This window comes from Salinibacterium sp. PAMC 21357 (assembly GCF_000247645.1).
Classification (GTDB): Bacteria; Actinomycetota; Actinomycetes; order Actinomycetales; family Microbacteriaceae; genus Rhodoglobus.
Window position 1 is genome coordinate 931,166 of sequence record NZ_AHWA01000004.1, and the last position, 17,264, is coordinate 948,429.

General features: G+C 60.4%; 19 protein-coding genes and 1 pseudogene. 10 read left to right on the plus strand and 10 right to left on the minus strand.

Annotated elements, in window-relative coordinates:
* Nucleotides 1-2: 2 nt before the first annotated feature.
* Both ON14_RS07740 and ON14_RS07745 read right to left on the minus strand, forming a co-directional pair.
* Nucleotides 3-356 (minus strand): GntR family transcriptional regulator, encoded by a 354-nt coding sequence (locus ON14_RS07740; protein WP_010204303.1) that lies wholly within the window; start codon nucleotides 354-356, stop codon nucleotides 3-5.
* A complete protein-coding gene (locus tag ON14_RS07745; RefSeq protein ID WP_141629969.1) occupies nucleotides 353-934 on the minus strand; it encodes a hypothetical protein in 582 nt (193 codons plus the stop codon). The genes ON14_RS07740 and ON14_RS07745 overlap by 4 nt, the downstream gene beginning before the upstream one ends.
* A gap of 549 nt (nucleotides 935-1,483) precedes the next feature.
* On the opposite strand from ON14_RS07745, the gene ON14_RS07755 reads away from it, so the two are divergent.
* Entirely contained in the window at nucleotides 1,484-1,771 is a 288-nt protein-coding gene (locus ON14_RS07755; protein ID WP_010204307.1) for a nuclear transport factor 2 family protein, read from the plus strand.
* A 57-nt stretch (nucleotides 1,772-1,828) separates the two neighbouring features.
* Nucleotides 1,829-2,440: a class I SAM-dependent methyltransferase gene (locus ON14_RS07760; RefSeq protein ID WP_010204309.1), complete on the plus strand. Its 612-nt coding sequence runs from the start codon at nucleotides 1,829-1,831 to the stop codon at nucleotides 2,438-2,440.
* Between the two features lie 59 nt (nucleotides 2,441-2,499).
* On the opposite strand, the gene ON14_RS07765 is transcribed toward ON14_RS07760, so the two are convergent.
* Nucleotides 2,500-3,249, minus strand: a complete 750-nt coding sequence (locus ON14_RS07765; RefSeq protein WP_010204310.1) for a hypothetical protein — start codon at nucleotides 3,247-3,249, stop codon at nucleotides 2,500-2,502.
* Between the two features lie 91 nt (nucleotides 3,250-3,340).
* On the opposite strand from ON14_RS07765, the gene ON14_RS07770 reads away from it, so the two are divergent.
* Nucleotides 3,341-3,799 carry a hypothetical protein gene (locus ON14_RS07770; RefSeq protein WP_010204311.1) on the plus strand — a complete coding sequence of 153 codons (459 nt, stop codon included), beginning with the start codon at nucleotides 3,341-3,343 and terminating at the stop codon, nucleotides 3,797-3,799.
* Nucleotides 3,796-4,131 (plus strand): CPBP family intramembrane glutamic endopeptidase, encoded by a 336-nt coding sequence (locus tag ON14_RS07775; RefSeq protein ID WP_010204313.1) that lies wholly within the window; start codon nucleotides 3,796-3,798, stop codon nucleotides 4,129-4,131. Before ON14_RS07770 ends, ON14_RS07775 begins: the two co-directional genes overlap by 4 nt.
* A gap of 530 nt (nucleotides 4,132-4,661) precedes the next feature.
* Here ON14_RS07775 and ON14_RS07785 read toward each other — a convergent pair.
* Entirely contained in the window at nucleotides 4,662-5,024 is a 363-nt protein-coding gene (locus ON14_RS07785) for a hypothetical protein (protein ID WP_010204316.1), read from the minus strand.
* Nucleotides 5,025-5,148: 124 nt separating this feature from the next.
* Here ON14_RS07785 and ON14_RS07790 point away from each other — a divergent pair, with 124 nt between their 5' ends.
* Both ON14_RS07790 and ON14_RS07795 read left to right on the plus strand, forming a co-directional pair.
* Nucleotides 5,149-6,000, plus strand: coding sequence for a hypothetical protein (locus tag ON14_RS07790; RefSeq protein ID WP_010204317.1), 852 nt, complete (start codon nucleotides 5,149-5,151; stop codon nucleotides 5,998-6,000).
* Nucleotides 6,001-6,132: 132 nt separating this feature from the next.
* A complete protein-coding gene (locus ON14_RS07795) occupies nucleotides 6,133-7,353 on the plus strand; it encodes a Fic family protein (RefSeq protein ID WP_050993013.1) in 1,221 nt (406 codons plus the stop codon).
* Between the two features lie 51 nt (nucleotides 7,354-7,404).
* Here the strand turns inward: ON14_RS07795 and ON14_RS07800 are convergent, their stop codons facing one another.
* The 5 genes and pseudogenes from ON14_RS07800 to ON14_RS07820 form a co-directional block, all read right to left on the minus strand.
* Nucleotides 7,405-8,241 (minus strand): alpha/beta fold hydrolase, encoded by an 837-nt coding sequence (locus ON14_RS07800; RefSeq protein ID WP_010204320.1) that lies wholly within the window; start codon nucleotides 8,239-8,241, stop codon nucleotides 7,405-7,407.
* Between the two features lie 147 nt (nucleotides 8,242-8,388).
* Complete coding sequence (locus ON14_RS07805) at nucleotides 8,389-10,092, minus strand: ABC transporter family substrate-binding protein (protein ID WP_010204322.1); 1,704 nt, start codon at nucleotides 10,090-10,092, stop codon at nucleotides 8,389-8,391.
* 54 nt (nucleotides 10,093-10,146) lie between these two features.
* Nucleotides 10,147-12,206, minus strand: a pseudogene (locus ON14_RS07810) (ABC transporter ATP-binding protein).
* Nucleotides 12,203-13,123, minus strand: coding sequence for an ABC transporter permease (locus ON14_RS07815; RefSeq protein WP_026037603.1), 921 nt, complete (start codon nucleotides 13,121-13,123; stop codon nucleotides 12,203-12,205). Before ON14_RS07815 ends, ON14_RS07810 begins: the two are co-directional and overlap by 4 nt.
* Nucleotide 13,124: 1 nt before the next feature.
* Entirely contained in the window at nucleotides 13,125-14,108 is a 984-nt protein-coding gene (locus tag ON14_RS07820) for an ABC transporter permease (RefSeq protein ID WP_010204329.1), read from the minus strand.
* A 259-nt stretch (nucleotides 14,109-14,367) separates the two neighbouring features.
* On the opposite strand from ON14_RS07820, the gene ON14_RS07825 reads away from it, so the two are divergent.
* Nucleotides 14,368-14,934 (plus strand): GrpB family protein, encoded by a 567-nt coding sequence (locus tag ON14_RS07825; protein WP_026037604.1) that lies wholly within the window; start codon nucleotides 14,368-14,370, stop codon nucleotides 14,932-14,934.
* A gap of 46 nt (nucleotides 14,935-14,980) precedes the next feature.
* Here ON14_RS07825 and ON14_RS07830 read toward each other — a convergent pair whose 3' ends face one another.
* Entirely contained in the window at nucleotides 14,981-15,793 is an 813-nt protein-coding gene (locus ON14_RS07830) for a shikimate 5-dehydrogenase (RefSeq protein ID WP_010204331.1), read from the minus strand.
* 105 nt (nucleotides 15,794-15,898) lie between these two features.
* Between ON14_RS07830 and ON14_RS07835 the strand changes: the two genes are divergently transcribed.
* Genes ON14_RS07835 through ON14_RS07845 form a run of 3 tightly spaced genes read left to right on the plus strand, consistent with a single transcriptional unit; the run spans nucleotide 15,899 to nucleotide 17,171 of the window.
* Complete coding sequence (locus ON14_RS07835; protein WP_081503527.1) at nucleotides 15,899-16,321, plus strand: SRPBCC family protein; 423 nt, start codon at nucleotides 15,899-15,901, stop codon at nucleotides 16,319-16,321.
* Nucleotides 16,318-16,725, plus strand: coding sequence for an EVE domain-containing protein (locus ON14_RS07840; protein WP_010204333.1), 408 nt, complete (start codon nucleotides 16,318-16,320; stop codon nucleotides 16,723-16,725). The genes ON14_RS07835 and ON14_RS07840 overlap by 4 nt, the downstream gene beginning before the upstream one ends.
* Nucleotides 16,722-17,171: a MarR family winged helix-turn-helix transcriptional regulator gene (locus tag ON14_RS07845; protein ID WP_010204334.1), complete on the plus strand. Its 450-nt coding sequence runs from the start codon at nucleotides 16,722-16,724 to the stop codon at nucleotides 17,169-17,171. The genes ON14_RS07840 and ON14_RS07845 overlap by 4 nt, the downstream gene beginning before the upstream one ends.
* The last annotated feature ends 93 nt before the right edge of the window (nucleotides 17,172-17,264 follow it).

A 17,264-nucleotide genomic window follows, 5' to 3' on the forward strand; every position in this document is an offset into this window, starting at 1 on the left:
GGCTAGCTAACGCCCCACTCTGAACGCACGGCGCTGAGTGCATCGTCGAGGGTGAGCGACTGGCTGCGAGCCGCCTTCACGAATCGAGTGGCGGCACGCTGCACCCCGCTGCTGACTGTTTGGTCGTCACGAACGCGGGTGCCTGTAGCGCGATTCGTCTCGATGAGCCCAGCGGATTCGAGCTCTGTGTAGGCACGAGCCACGGTTCCGGTGGCGACGCGCAGGTCTCCGGCTAGTTGACGAATCGAGGGGAGCCGCTGACCAGCGCCCAGTTCGCCCACTCTAATCTGGTCGGTAAGTTGAGATCGGATCTGTTCGAACGGGGGCACCGGGCTTTCGGCGTCAACGGTGATCATGCTCGCTCCGCCGCTGGGGCGGCACCCTCAGAGGATTGCACCGTCAGACGCAACGTCAACGCGGTAGAAGCTGCCGCGGCAAGAAAAACTAGCCCCGAGATCGCCAGTACAGCACCGAGCACCTGCAAGCTGACACCGATCGCGAGCTCTGGCTGACGGAAGGTAGCACTGAATGTGTCGCCCGCCGCTGTGTAGGTTGTCGCCACGTTGCGCGTCGCCTGACCGGCGATGAAGGCGGTGCCGCCGAAATAGAGAAGCAAGGCGCTCGTGCTGAGCTTGGTTATCACCAGAGTTGACCCCGCTCGCCACTGCCGATCAAGCTCGGCAAAGCCTTCGATCGGGAGGGATTGAGTAGCCGAGACACGGCTCAGCGCCAGCAGGGTAGACACCGCGAGCACGACGGTTACTGCAATCAAGGGAACACCATAGAACCAGCCCGGGTATGGGCTTGCGGTGGAACTCGTCGTTGCCTCGGCGACAGTGATGACTCTCAAGAGACCGTTCTCATCAGCACTTGCGGTGAGCCCTGTTCCCACCAGCATTACGACGAACGCGGCCGCAATAACCACCGGGAGCACGAACACCCAGCGCGGGCCGAATGACCCGGATACCGCCTGCTAAGGTCAGCGCTATTTTGTGCAGGCTGAGGAATTCGGAGCGGCGTACTCGCAGCGAAAAGCAGGAGTCCTCCACTCACTGCTAGTCCGGGCGCGATCGCAACCGGGATTCCGAGAAATTGAGGATCAGCGATTCCCGCCGAGGCTATCGCGAGAAAGAGGATGACCGCGAAAACGACCGCGACAACCGCGCGCCGCTGAGCGTGACTCGCCACATTCGCTGCCAACCGATCGCGTTCAGGGTTCGCCACTTCGTCTTTGGCGGCCGGTCGATACCGGGCCGCACTGATCATTCGAACAACTAAAGGCACGACGAAAACCGCGGCGATGAAGAGCGCAAGTGCGAAGGAGAGGGAGATCACGGCAACACCTTTCGTGTAGTGCTTAATTGATACACCGGCATCCACCTGTGTGTCAAGTGGTCAATACACATGCATCCGTTTCACCGCGGCTTCGTGCTCGTCATAGCGATCGTTGAGCTCGTTCATCCCTTCTCCAAAGTTCAGCGCGGTGTGGCACGAGGACGCAGTTTGGGATGTCGGCACCGACATCTTCAGCGGACGACAAGAGATCTTGGACGCCGTTGCACGCCAGTGGGAGACCTTCCGAAATATGCAGCACTGGACTTCCAACTCCCGCTACGACATCGACGGCGATCACGCGACTGGCGAGCACGACGTCGCCGCCCTCACCACGCTCGCGGATGGCTCCTCTGTGTTAAACGGCGGCCGCTATCTCGACGAATTCGAGCGACGCGACGGCGTCTGGGCTTCACGAAACGCACTGCAAGCGTTCTGACAACCGTCACTCTTTCTCCCCCGGACCAGGCGAAGCCTCCGGCCTAAGCTGAAGATCATGAGCAATGAAATCGGCGATGCGTATTCGCTGCGGGCGCCGGAATACGTCGAGAGGTTCGGATCGATGGATGCCGTGCATCCCGAAGATCGCGAATTTGTCGAGACGTGGGCTCGCAGTATCGCGCCCCGCGGCATCGTCATTGACGCCGGTTGCGGCCCAGGCCAATGGACGAGCTTTCTCGTCGAGCTGGGGCTCTCGGCCCGCGGTATCGACTTGGTGCCCGAGTTCATCGAACGCGCTCAGCGCACCTATCCCGGAATCGACTTCGCAACCGGATCGCTCAACGCACTCGAAGTGCCGGACGAGTCGCTCGATGCAGTGCTCGCCTGGTTCTCTGTAATCCATCACGAGCCCGCCGACATCCAGATCCCGCTCCAAGAATTTCGCCGCGCACTTCACCCCGGCGGCACACTGCTCATCGGGTTCTTCGAAGGCCCCGTTGTTGAACCGTTCGCGCACGCTGTAGCTCCGGCATACCGCTGGCCAGTGGATGCACTCAGCAAGGAGCTACGTTCGGCGGGCTTCGAGGTCGATACTGCGCAGGTCAGACGGTCGCCGGGCGAGCGGCCTCAAGCCGCTCTCGTCGCACGGTTCCGCCAGATTCACTGACCGCACCCACGCAGGCGAAACTCGCCACGCCGCGATCACAGCGGCAGCGATCTCCGAGACTATTCCCGCGACCGCAGAGACTGCTGTTTGCGCCTTCGCGAACGCCGAGCGTTGTCATAGAAAACGAACGACCACACCGGGATGACAGAGAGGAGTCCCCACCAATCACCCGTGGCTCCGCCCGCAATGTGGATAACACTGTACGCGACCAACACGACGATCGACCCGAAGAACCAGACCCCCACCCACCATGGCGACAGGTAGTTCTTGAGCGTTTGCTTCGCACTTGCCATGCTGCCCTCCAGATCACGAGCACTGAGACATACTGCGCACGCTAACGCCGCAATAATGAGAAAAAGAATGCCCAGACTCACCAAGAGATCGGATGCTGAGCTCGCGAGAATTGGAGCCGATCCGCCGCCCTCGGGCACACAAAACAGGCCGGGTGGCACCAGGCTCCGCACAATCTCCGCACTCTGACTAAGCCCTGCTCTGCCGAAAGATTCGGCACACGCCCGCTCCACATCATCGGGGTAAACCATCAGTGTGACTCCGAACACCCACAGGGGAAGCCCCAGCGCTGCGCCCACACCGAGAATTCCCGCGCCCGTCGTGCGCGCGGTGCGAGCGCCCTCGTCGGACACGCCCGCGATCAATGCCACCACGGCGATCAAACACAGCAGAGCGAAGAGCGCAAACATCGCATAGCTGCCGATGTGACTCGCGATGAGTGCGGCCGCAAAGACAATCGCTTCGATGCCAAGCAGGGCGAACTGCAGCTGCGAGCTACCGCGGGTGTGGAATCGCACTGTGAATCTCGCCTCCCAGTCTGGAGCATCATCCTAATCTGAATTTGAGCACCTTTCACCTATTCAAGGGCTCCGTTGCTAAGGTCGAGGCATGGTTGAATCCGCCACTTCGAACCGCGCGAGACGCGCCCTCGGGCTACTCGGCGCGAGGCTGGCGCTCGTCGGCCTCGCAACCGTGCTGGTCTGGATGCTCGCCCGCGGCTTCGATCCGAGTGCGGAGTTCCCGCCCTCACCGATGCTGCTCTCGCTCTCGCTGCTGCCGGTCAATCTGCTCTCGTTGTGGCTCGTGATCCGCCTGCTGCACGCGGACGGCCAAACACTCCGCGGCCTGTTCGCGCCTCGGCGCGGAGTCGGGCTCTTCGCCGACATCGGGTGGGCGCTGCTCTGGATTGCCGTGCTCTACATCCCATTCGTCGCAACGATCATCGGCACGATGTGGATCCTGCACGGGACGAACACGTTCACCGCCTTCGAAACCGTCTTTGTTAACCCGGTGCCGCATCCGTCACGTCACCCGTCTGGGCACTCGTGTTCGGGATCGTCGCCGTGATCACCTTCGCCCCGCTCAATGCCCCCGCCGAGGAGGCCGTGTATCGCGGCTACGCGCTCTCTCGGCTCAGCGGAATCTGGCCACGGTCGCTCGCGATCGCCGCCTGCTCCGTAGTCTTCGGATTGCAGCATGCGTTCTTCGCGCCGACCGTCGACGCCATGATCGTCTACGTTGTGGCCTTCACCGTGTGGGGCATCGGCTCATCGCTGATCGCTCAGAAACAGAAGCGGCTCATGCCCATCGCGATCGCGCACTTTGTAGTGAACCTGATGACGAGTTCGCCCGCCGTCATTTTTCCCGCTTTGCAGGTGGCGGGCGTCATCCCCGCGTGACTGGCGTTAACGCACCGAGAGGAATCGCCCCCTGGTTCCGCCAAAATTTGCTTCAGTTAGGAATCTCAATAACCGCCTCTCGAGGCCCACCACACCGCGCTGTTCCTCCGACTCGAACCCAGTCAACCTCGATACTGTCCTCCGAGATAACCTCGCCCGCTGCATCTCGCAGGCGATATTCAACCACCGGCTGGCCTCCAACGAAGGTGGCATTCCACCCTCTGGCACTGTCGCCGTCTAGCCTGACGACTCCAGTATCCACAAAAGGCACGGGCGACGTTTCTGCGGGCTGAACATCACCTTGCGGCGGCAGACCCGGTTCGCAATCTTCGCCATCGCACAGCTCAAGGCTGACACCCACCCGAGGCTCCGAAAGGGTTATCGTCGCCACACTCGAGTAGCCGACGGCGCTGCACACCGTCCCCATGCCAGCGCATCCCGCGAGCGCGACACTCATCAGAACCATCGTGAATACTGCGAGGGGTGAACGCATTCTGCGACCTTTCTGTTGCGGAGGAGTCTGGGCGAAGCTATTCCGCGGGCTCGTAGATGGTGATCGTGCCACCGGTGAGCCCCGACTTGAGACAGTCGGCGATTCGTTCCGCATCGGTTTCGCCTGATTCTTGGGTAAGCGTCCACACGTAGCGACTTGATGGGGCGTCCGCACTCATGATGCCGTCGGCAATCGAGCCATCGTCTCCGCAGTCGCCGACATCTCCCTCCGGATACTGAACCCCCACCTGCCAAAAGTCGTCGGTCGTGGGTTGCCGGCTGAACTCGCTGTTGTCGTCTGCGGGCGGAGCATCACCGCAGCCCGCTAGCGTGACCGTAAGAAGTGGCACGGCAACAAACGTGAGCAGCACGGCTGCCAGTTTTCGACTCTGAGACTTCATCGTTGATCACTCCTTCTTCCCACCGCATTCCCCCGCTCGAACATTCACGGAAGGAAAGTGTAAAGTAATCATCACTTTCCCGGCCAGTGGGCGCAAGACCTCATCCATTCGAAAGCGGGCGAACATGATCCGAAACAAGCGGCTTCGGTGGCTTGCCATGATTGTGGCCGCAGCGATAGCGGTCGGCGCGCTTGTGACGCTAGCGATTACAGGCCAGCTCAGTTTCCTTGGCGGAGCCGACGCAACGTCATCCTCAAACACCCAGGGGAATGCCGTTACTCCACCGAGAGGCGGCAAGATCGCGTTCGCCTCGGTCTGGTTCGACAGTGAATTCACCAGCTCGGACTCGTACCCTTTCGAGACTCTACTAACGTCGAACGGTCTAGAACCGAACGCGGTGCGATTCGTTCTCAGCGGCTCAAACGGGTGGGATTTCTGGGTTGGCCGTACTGACACAACACTGTGTCTTCTTGCGGCACATTCCGCCGACTCAACGGGCACGATCAACTGTTCCAACTTTGCGGATTTCGCCGCCCGAGGCATCGATTTGAGCCTGAATGATCTCGAAGCTCACTGGGATGGCGGTTGGGTGACGACCGATCCACCAACGCCAGACGAACCCCGCGTTCCGGCCGCTCCGGGCGCCGGCAGCGGAGATGTAACAGCCGCAAATTCTTGGTTCGCAGAACCTCCGGAGCCGAGCGACGAGTTTCCCTATCCGGGCAACTTAGTGACGCAGGATGTTGATGTGAGTCAGGTCAGACTCGCTGAGACCCAAAATGTTCCGTGGGCCAAAATCTGGGTCGCGCAGCAGAGCACGACTGGCTACTGCTTGATCGCAACGACAGACCGCGAGGGATACCTGAGCCAGGTGAATTGTGCCACTCTCGACGAGTTCCGCACATCCGGTCTCAGCATTGCCGCACCGGGGATCGCCGCCTACTGGGATGGCAACGAGGTTTTAGCAACTCGATAACAGGACAGCTCCGCGGCGCGACGATGAGCCGCCCTGTCTTGACCGCCGCTAGAGCTTCACCGCACGCCATAAGCTACCAGCAGTCTCATCCATACCCAAGGCTATTGCCTTAGCCTCAGATATAATAGCTCCATGGCGCATAACGAGCACGAGGTGAACCACACTGAACCGGCCTGGCCCGCCGTCACGTACGAGTCCCGACCGTGGTCACGCTCGGATGACGAAGTCGGATCACGCCGACAAGTCCGCGCCGCCCGCGGCCCCTACAACGCAGCCGTGCCAGCGTTCATCGCGCAACTGTCCCCAAATCTTCCGTCGGCTCTGATCGCGCTAGCGGATGACGTCGGCCGTGAACTGACCCGGTTCGACACCCAAGTCGGAATATTGGCGGCGCCGTTCTCCTCGATTCTGCTGCGCTCAGAGAGTGCCTCGAGCTCTGAAGTGGAGAACCTCACCTCCAGCGCCAAGCAGGTCGCTATGGCCGAAATCGGCGATTCTTCATCCGGGAACGCCGAGTTGGTCGTGAGCAACGTTGCGGCGATGAGGGCTGCAATCGATCTGGCAGATGACCTCGATCCAGCGGCAATTCTCACGATGCACCGGGCCCTGCTCGAGAAATCGAACCCCGACATCGTCGGATCTTGGCGAAGCGATCAAGTCTGGATCGGTGGCGGCTCGCTCTCTCCCCACAACGCAGATTTCGTTCCGCCTCACCATGATCGTGTGCCCGCACTCATGGACGACGTCATGCACTTTTCGCGACGCACCGATCTTCCAGTGATTGCTCAGCTTGCCATCGCTCACGCCCAGTTCGAGACCATTCATCCGTTCCCTGACGGCAACGGCCGAACTGGCCGCGCCCTCATCCAAGGAATGCTTCGGGCCGGCGGCGTCACCACCAACATCACCGTCCCCGTCTCCGCTGGACTGCTCGGAGACACCGAAGGATACTTTCGCGCGTTGAGCGCGTATCGCCGCGGTGATATCGCAACCATTGTCGAGACCATGTGCGAAGCCGCATTCGCCGCGATCAACTATGGCCGCCTGCTCGAACGCCAGATCGTCGACATCGCTGCCCTCTGGGATCACGCCATTCAGGCCCGCAGTGATTCCTCGGTGCACCGAGTAAAAAACCTGCTCCTGCGCCAACCAGTAATCACGGTCGCCATAGTCGCGCGCGAGCTAGGCGTCAGCGAGTCAGCCGCCGACACTTCAATTGCCAAACTGGTCGAAGCGGGCATCCTGCTGCAATCAACCACTGGCCGGCGCAACAGACACTGGCAAGCCACAGAAGTGTTGAACGCTCTGGATGAGTTTGGCGCTCGGGCCCGTCGCAAACGAGCAGGGCGTTGAGCTTTGTGCGCTTGCCGGATTGTGAGGTGCGGGCCCGTCAGTCCGGGCCCTCTAATCCTCCAGAAAAGTATCGATCGCTCGCCTGAACGCTAGGGGTTGCTCAACCCACGGATAGTGCCCGCTGCGCTCGATCACTTCGGCGACCCCAGACGGAAAAAGGCCTGCGAGGGCGACTACAGGCGCGAGGCCAGTGAGGCAGTCCTCGGCGCCGGCGAGCACGAGCACGGGCGCCTCGATATCTCCCAACCGCAGGGCAAGGTTAGTTGGCGGGCTAACGCTGAAATACGCTTTCGCCGCCGCCAGATTCCAGCCGCCGACGAGGGCGTGAGCCTGTTCCTCCGCACCCCAATTCGCATACCCCGCGGGCGCTGTTTGCTGCTGCCACGCGTTGTAACCGGCATCGTCCGTTACTAGCGGACCTGCAGCTAGTGCGGCGAAAGCTGATTCGAAAACCAGGTCTCCCTGTCGTTTCTGGCTGAGAACGTCGGCATCGGATGCTTCGCCGACGAGATAAGTCGCCGGAGGGGTGATCAGCACCATCCGCGCAAGGGTTGGCGCGAACTGCGCAGCGTAGGCGATCGCCAATCTTGTCCCGGCTGAATGAGCTGCAAGGACCAGCCGCTCGAGACCCAGATGAATACGCAGGCGTTCGATGTCCTCGGCTTGATTCCAATACGAACCACGCTGTTCCACAACGGGCATTGCCGTGCGGCCCACACCTCTGAGGTGGGGAACGATCAGTTGGTGCCTCTCGCCGAGTCCGGCAAGATCGCCAAGATAACTGGGATGACGCGCGGCTCCTCCGGCGAGGAGAATAATCGGTTCCGTCTCGCCGCCCACAACGTCGTAGTGAAGTGTCGCCCCGTCGGAGCCTTCATAGCTTGGCATTACTTGACGGTACACGGCGCTATCGAAGCGGCGGCGATGCTGCGGATCTCACTTCGCCTGAAGTTCCTCTGTTCAGCCCCGAAAAAGGCGGGCCGGATGCCGCAGCACCCGACCCGCCCTAATCACTTCAATTCAGATCGTCAGACCTTACTTCTCCCAGCCCATGTTCTCAACGGGCTGCACTCCGAAGAGGTCCAACCCAACGTAGGGCTCGGGGGTGAGGTTTGCGAGTCCTTCCTTGACGGTCCAGATTTCGGGGCCGTTGTACATCGGAAAGATGCCCCAGGTTTCAGCGAAGATCTCTGCTTCAAGCTCCATTGCCTTAAGGGTTTGCGCCTTAGGGTCGGTGATCGATTCAAGCTGCTCGTGGATCATCGTGTCGATCTCCGGAGTTCCCGTTCCCGAGAGGTTAAGCCCGCTGTCAGAGCAGTACAGCTGGCAGAACCAGGCCGGGCCGAACGGGTCAGAGGCAGTGAAGCGTAGCGAGAAGATGTCCCAGTTCTTCGTGGAGTAGTCAGTCGAGAAGTCCTGAGGCGAGCGTGTATCGATCGTCACATCGAAACCCGCAGCCTTCAGCTGCTGCTGCAATGCCTTGGCGCTGGCCTCTTGCACGGGGTCGTCGCTAAAGATCGGGTAGGTCACTGCAAGGTCGACGCCATCCTTTGCGCGGATTCCGTCGTCACCCTCAACCCAGCCTGCTTCGTCGAGCAGTGCCTTAGCAGCGTCGAGATCGAACTTGTAGCCGGCCTCCTCGAGCGCGTTAACGTAATCGGGTTGGAAGGCGTACAGCGTGAACGAACCGGCAGGATCCTCTTCGTAGTTCAAACCGTTCCACACGACCTTCTTCTGCTGGTCGATATCAATCGCCATGAAGAATGCCTTGCGAACATTGATGTCCTGGAATTGGGGCTTGTCGGCGTCAACCTGCAGAAGCGTGTTCGCCGTCTGCTGAGCACGGTAGGTGACGACGCCATCCATGTCCTTCACCTGCTCGAGGCGGTCCTTGGTGTTGGTGCTCGCCATGTCGATTTCGCCATTCTTGAAAGCGTTGATCGATGCTGCGCTATCCAGCTGACGGAAGGTCACCTTGTCGAGCAGCGGCGTCTCGCCCCACCAGTTCTCGTTCGGCTCCAGAATTACGATTCCACCGTTGATGTCAAAAGTGGTGATCTTGTAGGGTCCGGCGCCCCAATCAGCGTGAGGTTCCTCGATGAAGCCCTCATTGAACATCTCCGGGGTGTTCACCATGGGGTTGAGCACACTGGTGAAGACCATCTGGGGCCACGCAAATTCCCCCATGAAAGTGACAACAACCTGCTTGTCTGTGTCGCCCTTCGTTACCGACTCGATCTCTTTGTAACCGTCGGTCGCATTGGGGCTGTAGCCCTCTTCGTAGGAGCGGTTGGCGATCCATGTCGCTTCGAACGCAGTCCAGTCAATGGGCGCACCATCATTCCAGACAGCATCGTCATTGATCGTGAAGTTCACAACGGTTTTGCCGTCGACGGTGCCGTACTCCCACTCGTCGAGGTACGCGTCATTCTTATAGGGAGTGCCGTCCTCCTCCATCAGCAGAATTTGTGGCGTGTACCACGCCGCTAGTCGAGCCGTGTTTGCGCTGGCGTCACCGTTGAAGGGGTTCATCTGCGGGGTGATCTCCGTGATCGGGAACACCACCTCGCCACCCTGTTGCAGGTTCTCGCGTGGCTGCGGATTGTAGTCCGCGGCCGATACCGAGATGATTTCTTCGGCATCATTGCCGGAACCGCTTCCCGCGGTGCAACCGCTGATGCCGAGGGTGAGAACACCGCCGAGGGCGATAATTCCGAGCAGTTTTCTGTGGTGATACATACCGTTCCTTACTCTGTGGGGTGAATGGGGGAAAAGTTGCGGTGTTTGTTCGCTCTACCTGAAGTGACAGGCGTTGCGATGCCCGCCCTCTGGCCCGGTTAACGGCGGCACTTCACCGAGACAGCGAGCTTGATTCTCAGGCGACAGCGTCGTGAAGAGCTGGCACCGGCTGGCAAAGGAACAGCCGGTGACCTGATCGGAGGCGCTCGCCAGATCACCCGTGAGCACGATGCGTTCGCGATTGCGCTCGATGTCCGGATCGGGGATGGGAATCGCCGAGAGCAACGCCTGCGTGTAGGGGTGCTGCGGGTTTTCGAAGATTTCGTCGACGCTGCCATGCTCCACGAAAGCGCCGAGATACATGACGGCCACCCGATCGGCGATGTGCCGCACAACAGAGAGGTCGTGAGCCACGAAAAGGTACGAGAGGCCGAGCTTGGCCTTGAGCTCGTCGAGCAAATTGATAACGCCAGCCTGAATCGAGACGTCGAGCGCCGAGACCGGTTCATCCAGCACCACAACTTTGGGGTTGGTCGCCAAGGCGCGAGCGATGCCGATGCGCTGGCGTTGACCTCCCGAGAATGCAGACGGAAAACGGTTGCTGTGCGAGGGGTCGAGCCCAACCAAGTCCATCAGCTCATCGACCCGCGTGTCCGTCTCAACAATCTTGGTTCCGATCGCCCGCAACGGTTCGGCGATGATATCGGCCACCGTCATCCGCGGGTCGAGGGCTCCCATCGGGTCTTGAAAGACGATTTGGATGTCACGGCGCAGCGTGCGCTCGGCTTGCCCTCCACGAACATCCGCAACACTGGTGCCGCCGATCAGGATGTCGCCATCATCCTGTTGCACCAGATCCATGATCTGCAGCAGGGTTGTGGTCTTGCCACACCCCGATTCACCGACTATCGCCAGCGTCTCGCCTTCACGGATATCAAACGATATTCCGCGGATGGCCTGCACCTCACCCACCTTGCGTTTGAGGAAGGCCCCCTTCATGAGAGGGAACGTCTTAGCAAGTTGCGCACTTCGAGCGTTGTTGGTCGGTCTTCGCGCGGGATGGCCGCCAACGCGCTCTCCGGAATGGGCGGCAGCGGGAACACCGGGCGCCCGTCAATCAGGCCGCCGTCAGTGATCTCGTGGGAACGGATACAAGCGGCCTGATGTTCACCCACCGAACCATTGCCGACATCTACGAGATCGGGTTCGCTCGTGTGACAGGCCTCAATCGCGATCGGGCAGCGTGACGCGAACGGGCAGGCGTTCGGAAGATTAATGAGTAGCGGCGGATTTCCCTTGATCGGAACGAGCGGTTGTTTCTCAGCCTTGTCGACCCGCGGGATCGCGCCGAGGAGACCAATGGAGTACGGCATCCGCGTGCGATGAAAGAGCTCATGAACTGGAGCCTTCTCGACAGGCTTGCCCGCATACATCACGAGCACATCATCTGCCGTCTTCGCCACGACACCCATATCGTGAGTGATCATGATGACGGCTGCCCCCGTCTCCGCCTGAGCTTTGGAGATCAAGTCAAGGATTTGAGCCTGGATCGTCACATCGAGAGCAGTGGTCGGCTCGTCGGCAATGATCAGTTTCGGCTTATTGGCCATCGCGATCGCGATCACCACCCGCTGGCGCATCCCTCCCGAAAACTCGTGCGGGAAAGATTTCATACGCTGTTCGGGATCGGGGATCCCTACCGTTTCTAGCAGTTGCACCGCCCGGGCCCATGCTTCGCGCTTCGAGAGTGCGCGATGAACAGTGAGTGCCTCAATAAGCTGAGCCCCAATGCTGAACACGGGGGTGAGCGACGACAACGGGTCTTGAAAGATCATCACCAGCCCGTTGCCGCGGATCGCGGAGAGCTGCTTGTCAGACTTGCCCAACAGCTCTTGGCCGTCGAAGATAATCGAGCCGGAGATCCGAACGTTCTCGTCGAGCAGCCCCATGATCGCCAGAGACGTAACGGACTTGCCGGATCCGGATTCCCCAACAATGCCGAGGGTGCGACCCGCTTCGAGGTCGAACGAGATTCCCCGCACCGCATCGACGGTGCCTGTCTCCGAAGCAAAACTCACTCGCAGATCGCGGACTGAAAGTAATGGGTTCGTCATGCTCGCCCTCCCGCGGCCGAAGTGGGGTCGAGTGCATCGCGCAGGCCGTCAGCGATCAGTGCCATCGAGACGGTCAGTAACGTCAGCGCGGCAGCAGGAAAATAGAACAACCACGGTGCGCTAGTGATGGTGTTCGCTCCGGAGCCGATCAGCGAACCGAGCGAGACATCCGGAATTTTGACGCCGAATCCCAGAAATGACAGCCCCGTCTCGATCATCACCGCAGCCACCACTCCCAGAGTGAAGTTGATCACCAGAAGCGAGCCAATGTTGGGCAGCATGTGTCGCAGCACGATCTTCATTCCGGGGACCCCCATGTAGCGCGCAGCGTGCACATATTCGCGTTCGCGCAGCGAAAGCGCCATCGTCCAGATGACACGAGCGGGGAAGAACCAGCCGATGAGGATCATGATGAGCGAAATAGTGCGCCAGTCGCCGCCCGAGTCGTTCGAGAACATCGCAAGAAGCAGAAACGTTGGCACGACCATCAAGAAATGGATGAGCAGCAGGGTGAATCGCTCGAACATTCCACCGAAATACGCGGCCGCTGTGCCGACCACCGCCGAGATCGCGGTGGTTCCCACGGATACTGCGAGGGCGATCATGAGAGAGCGTTGCAGACCGATCGAGACTTGAGCGAACGTGTCGTTACCTGCGCTCGTGGTGCCAAACCAGTGATCTCCGTTTGGCGGCTCACCGAGGCTAAGAAAGTCGAGCTCGGTATGGTCGAAGCGCGCGATCAGTGGCGCGATAAGCGCGAACAGCACGAGGACCGCGAAGATCACTAGTCCCGCAACGGCCGGACGGTTGCGACGAAAACGCCGCGAGTAGAGGTGCCACTTCGACATCCGTTTTCTGGGCAAACGGAGCGCCGTGGTGTCTGGCCCGACGGCGGGTTGGATTGAATCTTTGGGCATGTCAGCTCACCCGCACTCTCGGGTCGAGAACAACGACGGCGATGTCGGCAAGCAATGCCCCGATCGCAGTGAGAACCGCCCCGAACGCGGCGATCGCCACGGTTCCGTGGATGTCGTTCTTTGAAATGGTTTCGAGAAAGTAGCGGCCCATGCCATTCCACCCGAAGATCGATTCGGTCAGGATCGCGCCCATAAAGACGGTCGGGATGGTGAAGGCGACCTGGGTAGCAACCGGAATGAGCGAGGTGCGCAATGCGTGCTTGCGGATTGCCTGCGCCTTGGTCAGTCCCTTCGCGCGCGCAGTGCGAACGTAATCGGCGTTGATGTTGTCAAGCAACAGCGAGCGCTGAAGAAAATGGGTGCCAGCGTAGCCGATGATCACGAGTGCCACAGTGGGCAGGATCAGGTGCTGCAGCGCATCGATGATGATGGGAAAGAACCCCGTGACGTTCGGACTCGCCGAGCCCGTGACGAAGAACACCGTCGTTCCCACCATTTTGTTGAAGCTGATCGCCAGCAGCACGATCCCCAGAGCCGCCACAACAATATTGATGTTCATCGTGATGATCGAGGTGGCCTGACCGATGCGGTCGGCTAGCTTGTACTGTCTCGACGCGGTGTAGACGCCGAGGGCAATGCCCAGGATAGTGGTGATAATCGTGGCACCCAGCACGAGCTCGGCGCTCACCCACATGCGATACGCCACCTGCTCGTTCACCGACTGGCCGACGGGGCTTACTCCCCAGTCCCAGCGGAAGACGATGCCAGAGAGCCAGTTCCACCAGCGCTCAAAAAGCGGCACGGTATCGCTGAGATTGCGTGGTTGCAGCAGCTGGACGATCTGAGCTTCTGATAGCGGTGGTCGACGGCCAACGTAGTTATTGCGCGGGTCAAGGAAGCCCCAGGCGAGAAAGTACGTCAAATTGGTGGCGACGACGATCATGAGCATCCAGCCGGCAAAGCGGCGAAGTAAATACCTGATCAAGAGGTTGTCTTTCTCGTTCGAAAGCGCATGTCAGGATCGCCGACACTACGCTGCGTCAACCTTCAGCCTATAACGGTGCTTTCGTCATTTTCACAAGTCTTTTTAATCTGTGGAAAACTTTTTCACACCTGCTTCGGACGAGCTGACAAAGTTCGCCGAAAGGTCGATCCACGGAAGTTCCGCTTCACCGCGGCTATCAGCATCGGCTATGAGGCCGCTCGCCTAGACCCACCGCGACGAGCAGTGTGAGAATGCTTTTATGAGCAGAATGCGTAAGCCGCGGCGGCCTGATGTCACGTCAGTCGAACTGATCGGCGGCGCCGAAGCGCTCACTATGGAACTCCACCGCTATGACCAACGCTGGGAGAGCTTCTATCTCCAGCACCGACGACTGATTGTGGAGGCGTGCACGACGGGGGAGATCAGCATCCATCACATTGGCTCGACTTCTGTTCCCGGGCTGGCAGCGAAGCCGATCATTGACATCGTGGTCACCGTCGACGACATCACCGCGGAAGAGGACTATTTGGATGCCCTCGTGAACGCCGGGTATGAACTGCGCGTCCGAGAACCAGGACATCGTCTCGTGCGCACAACCGCACGCGATGTGCATGTGCATGTCTTCGAACACGATGACCCTGCCGTCGGCGACTACCTTCTCTTTCGCGATCGCCTCCGATCCGATGCCCAAGACCGCGCCCTTTACGAGAACACCAAGAGGATCTTGCTCAGCCAGCAGTGGGATGACATGAACGACTATGCCGATGCCAAGACTGACGTCATTATGGCCATCAAGGGACGAGCTCGGGCGACGCGTGGTCACTAATTCCCGCGGTGAGCCCATGGCAGATGCCGTGCTTACGTCCCGATCCCTACTCCCGGGAGAACGCCGAAGCACGCGCAATCTGCTCGGGCGTCAGCGTGATGCCGGTGTAGCGAACGAACTGCGCCGCGGCTTGGAGTGCGATGACTTCGGCGCCCGTGATGACGAGTTTTCCGGCATCCCGAGCAGCCCGAATCAGTGGAGTTTCGGCCGGGAATGCCACCACATCGAACACCGTCTGCGCGGCGCGAACGGTGTCGGGCGAGAACGAGAGTTCGTCGGCGGAATCTCCCGCCATCCCGAGCGGGGTCACGTTGACGATCACCGCGTGGCCCGGCTGCGGGTCGACGCTCACGGCACGGTAGCCATACTTCGTGGCGATTGCTTCGCCCGCCGCGACGTTGCGCGCGAGCACGGTGACGTCAGCAAAGCCGGCACCGTGGAAGGCGGCGACGACCGCTTTGGCCATGCCTCCCGATCCGCGAACCAGCACCGACAGCGTCGGGTCGAGCTGGTGGCGTGCGATCAGGTCGGCGACCGCTTCATAGTCGGTGTTGGATGCCGTAAGCACGCCATCGTTGTTCACGATCGTGTTCACCGACTCGATCGCTGCGGCCGAGTGCTCGACGACATCCACGAGCTCAAGCACGGCCTCTTTGAATGGCATCGACACGGAACAGCCCCGGATGCCCAGGCCGCGGACTCCGGCGATGGCATCCTCAATGTTGCTCGTCGTGAAGGCTTTGTAGATGAAGTTCAGGCCGAGTTCTTCGTAGAGGAAGTTGTGAAACCGCGTACCGAGGTTGGAGGGCCGGGCGGCCAGCGAGATGCACAGCGTCATGTCTTTGTTCAGGATCGGCATTGACCCATTATCGTGGCCAATGTTTTGGGGCGCGCTGCTCGTTCGACGAACTTGGACACGACAGCGAAATTGACAGCGAAGTTAGTATGCGCGCATACTATATCCATGCCTCTTGTCAGCGAGTACTCACGCCCGTGCACCTCCTTGCCCGGGGCGGTATTTGCTCGTTGGGCAGAACCTCGCTCGTGGCCCGAGTGGGATCCAGAAGTCCGTCACGTGGAGTTTGGCTCCGCCGCAGCGATGGGAGCACGGGGCAGATTGACGCCGTCCAGCGGGCCCGCGCTCCGGTTCTCCATCACCGACCTCCTGCCGAACGAACTGTTCACCAATACGAGCGCGCTACCGGGCGCGCGCCTCGAATTTGAACACAAGGTCACGGCATCGGAGAAAGGTTCCGTCGTCACGGTGGCGATTCGAACTCGCGGACCGCTCGCGAAACTCTGGTCGCGCCTACTGAAGAAGCCGATGTCGGGCGCGGCACAGTCAAGTGTCGACGGGCTGATCGGGCATTTGGAGCGCCAAGCATGAGCGGGTGGCTTGGTGTTGTCTCGGCCGCTCACGTGCGGCGCGGCATCCACCTTGGAATTGCCCAAATCAGCCATGGCAAACGCGGGCCGCTTGCTCGCATGAAGGCCGGCGATACCCTCGTCTACTACTCTCCTGTTGAATCGCTCGGAGACGTCATTCCGCTTCGCGAGTTCACTGCCATCGGCGTTATCGCCGATGACGAAATTTGGGAGGCAGACGAAGGCTCGTTTAGGCTATTCCGGCGTCGCATCAAATACCTCTCCCTGCGCCCCGTTCCACTGACAGACGTGCGTGACAGGCTTCATCTCACGGCGGAGCCAAACTGGGGATACCAGCTCAGGCGCGGACTCGTTCCGCTCGACGAGCACGATCTCGACATCATCCGTGAAAGCGTGATCCAATGACCGAATCGCTCGAGACAATGCATCCGGATCCCACCACCAGCCTTGGCCTGGCGCTCTGGCAAGTGACGAACCAGTGGCAGCGCCAGGTACGCGCCACCCTAAAGCCTTACGACTTGACCCAGGTGCAATTCGCGCTGTTGGCATCCCTTACGTGGCTTGGAAACGCCGCCCCCGTCACCCAGCATGCTCTTGCCGAGCAGGCCGGCACAGATCCCATGATGACGTCCCAGGTCCTTCGCAATCTGGAGTCAAAGGGTTACGTCACCCGATCCCCGCACCCCTCCGACGGCCGCGCGATGGTAGTCGCGGTTACCAAGGAAGGCGCGGCGCTCGCCAACCGTGCAACCCCCGCAGTCGAAGCCGCCGACAACGACTACTTCGGTGCGCTCGATCCCCAGCTTCGCTCATCATTCTTGAGAAGCCTGCACGAGCTGGCGGACCGGTAGGGGTGAGCCCTGCAATTCGCAGTGATGGCGTCACCGCGGTGCGCTACTTTCGACAGGTTAGCGTGATCGAGCACAGTTCCGCGCCCTAGGTTT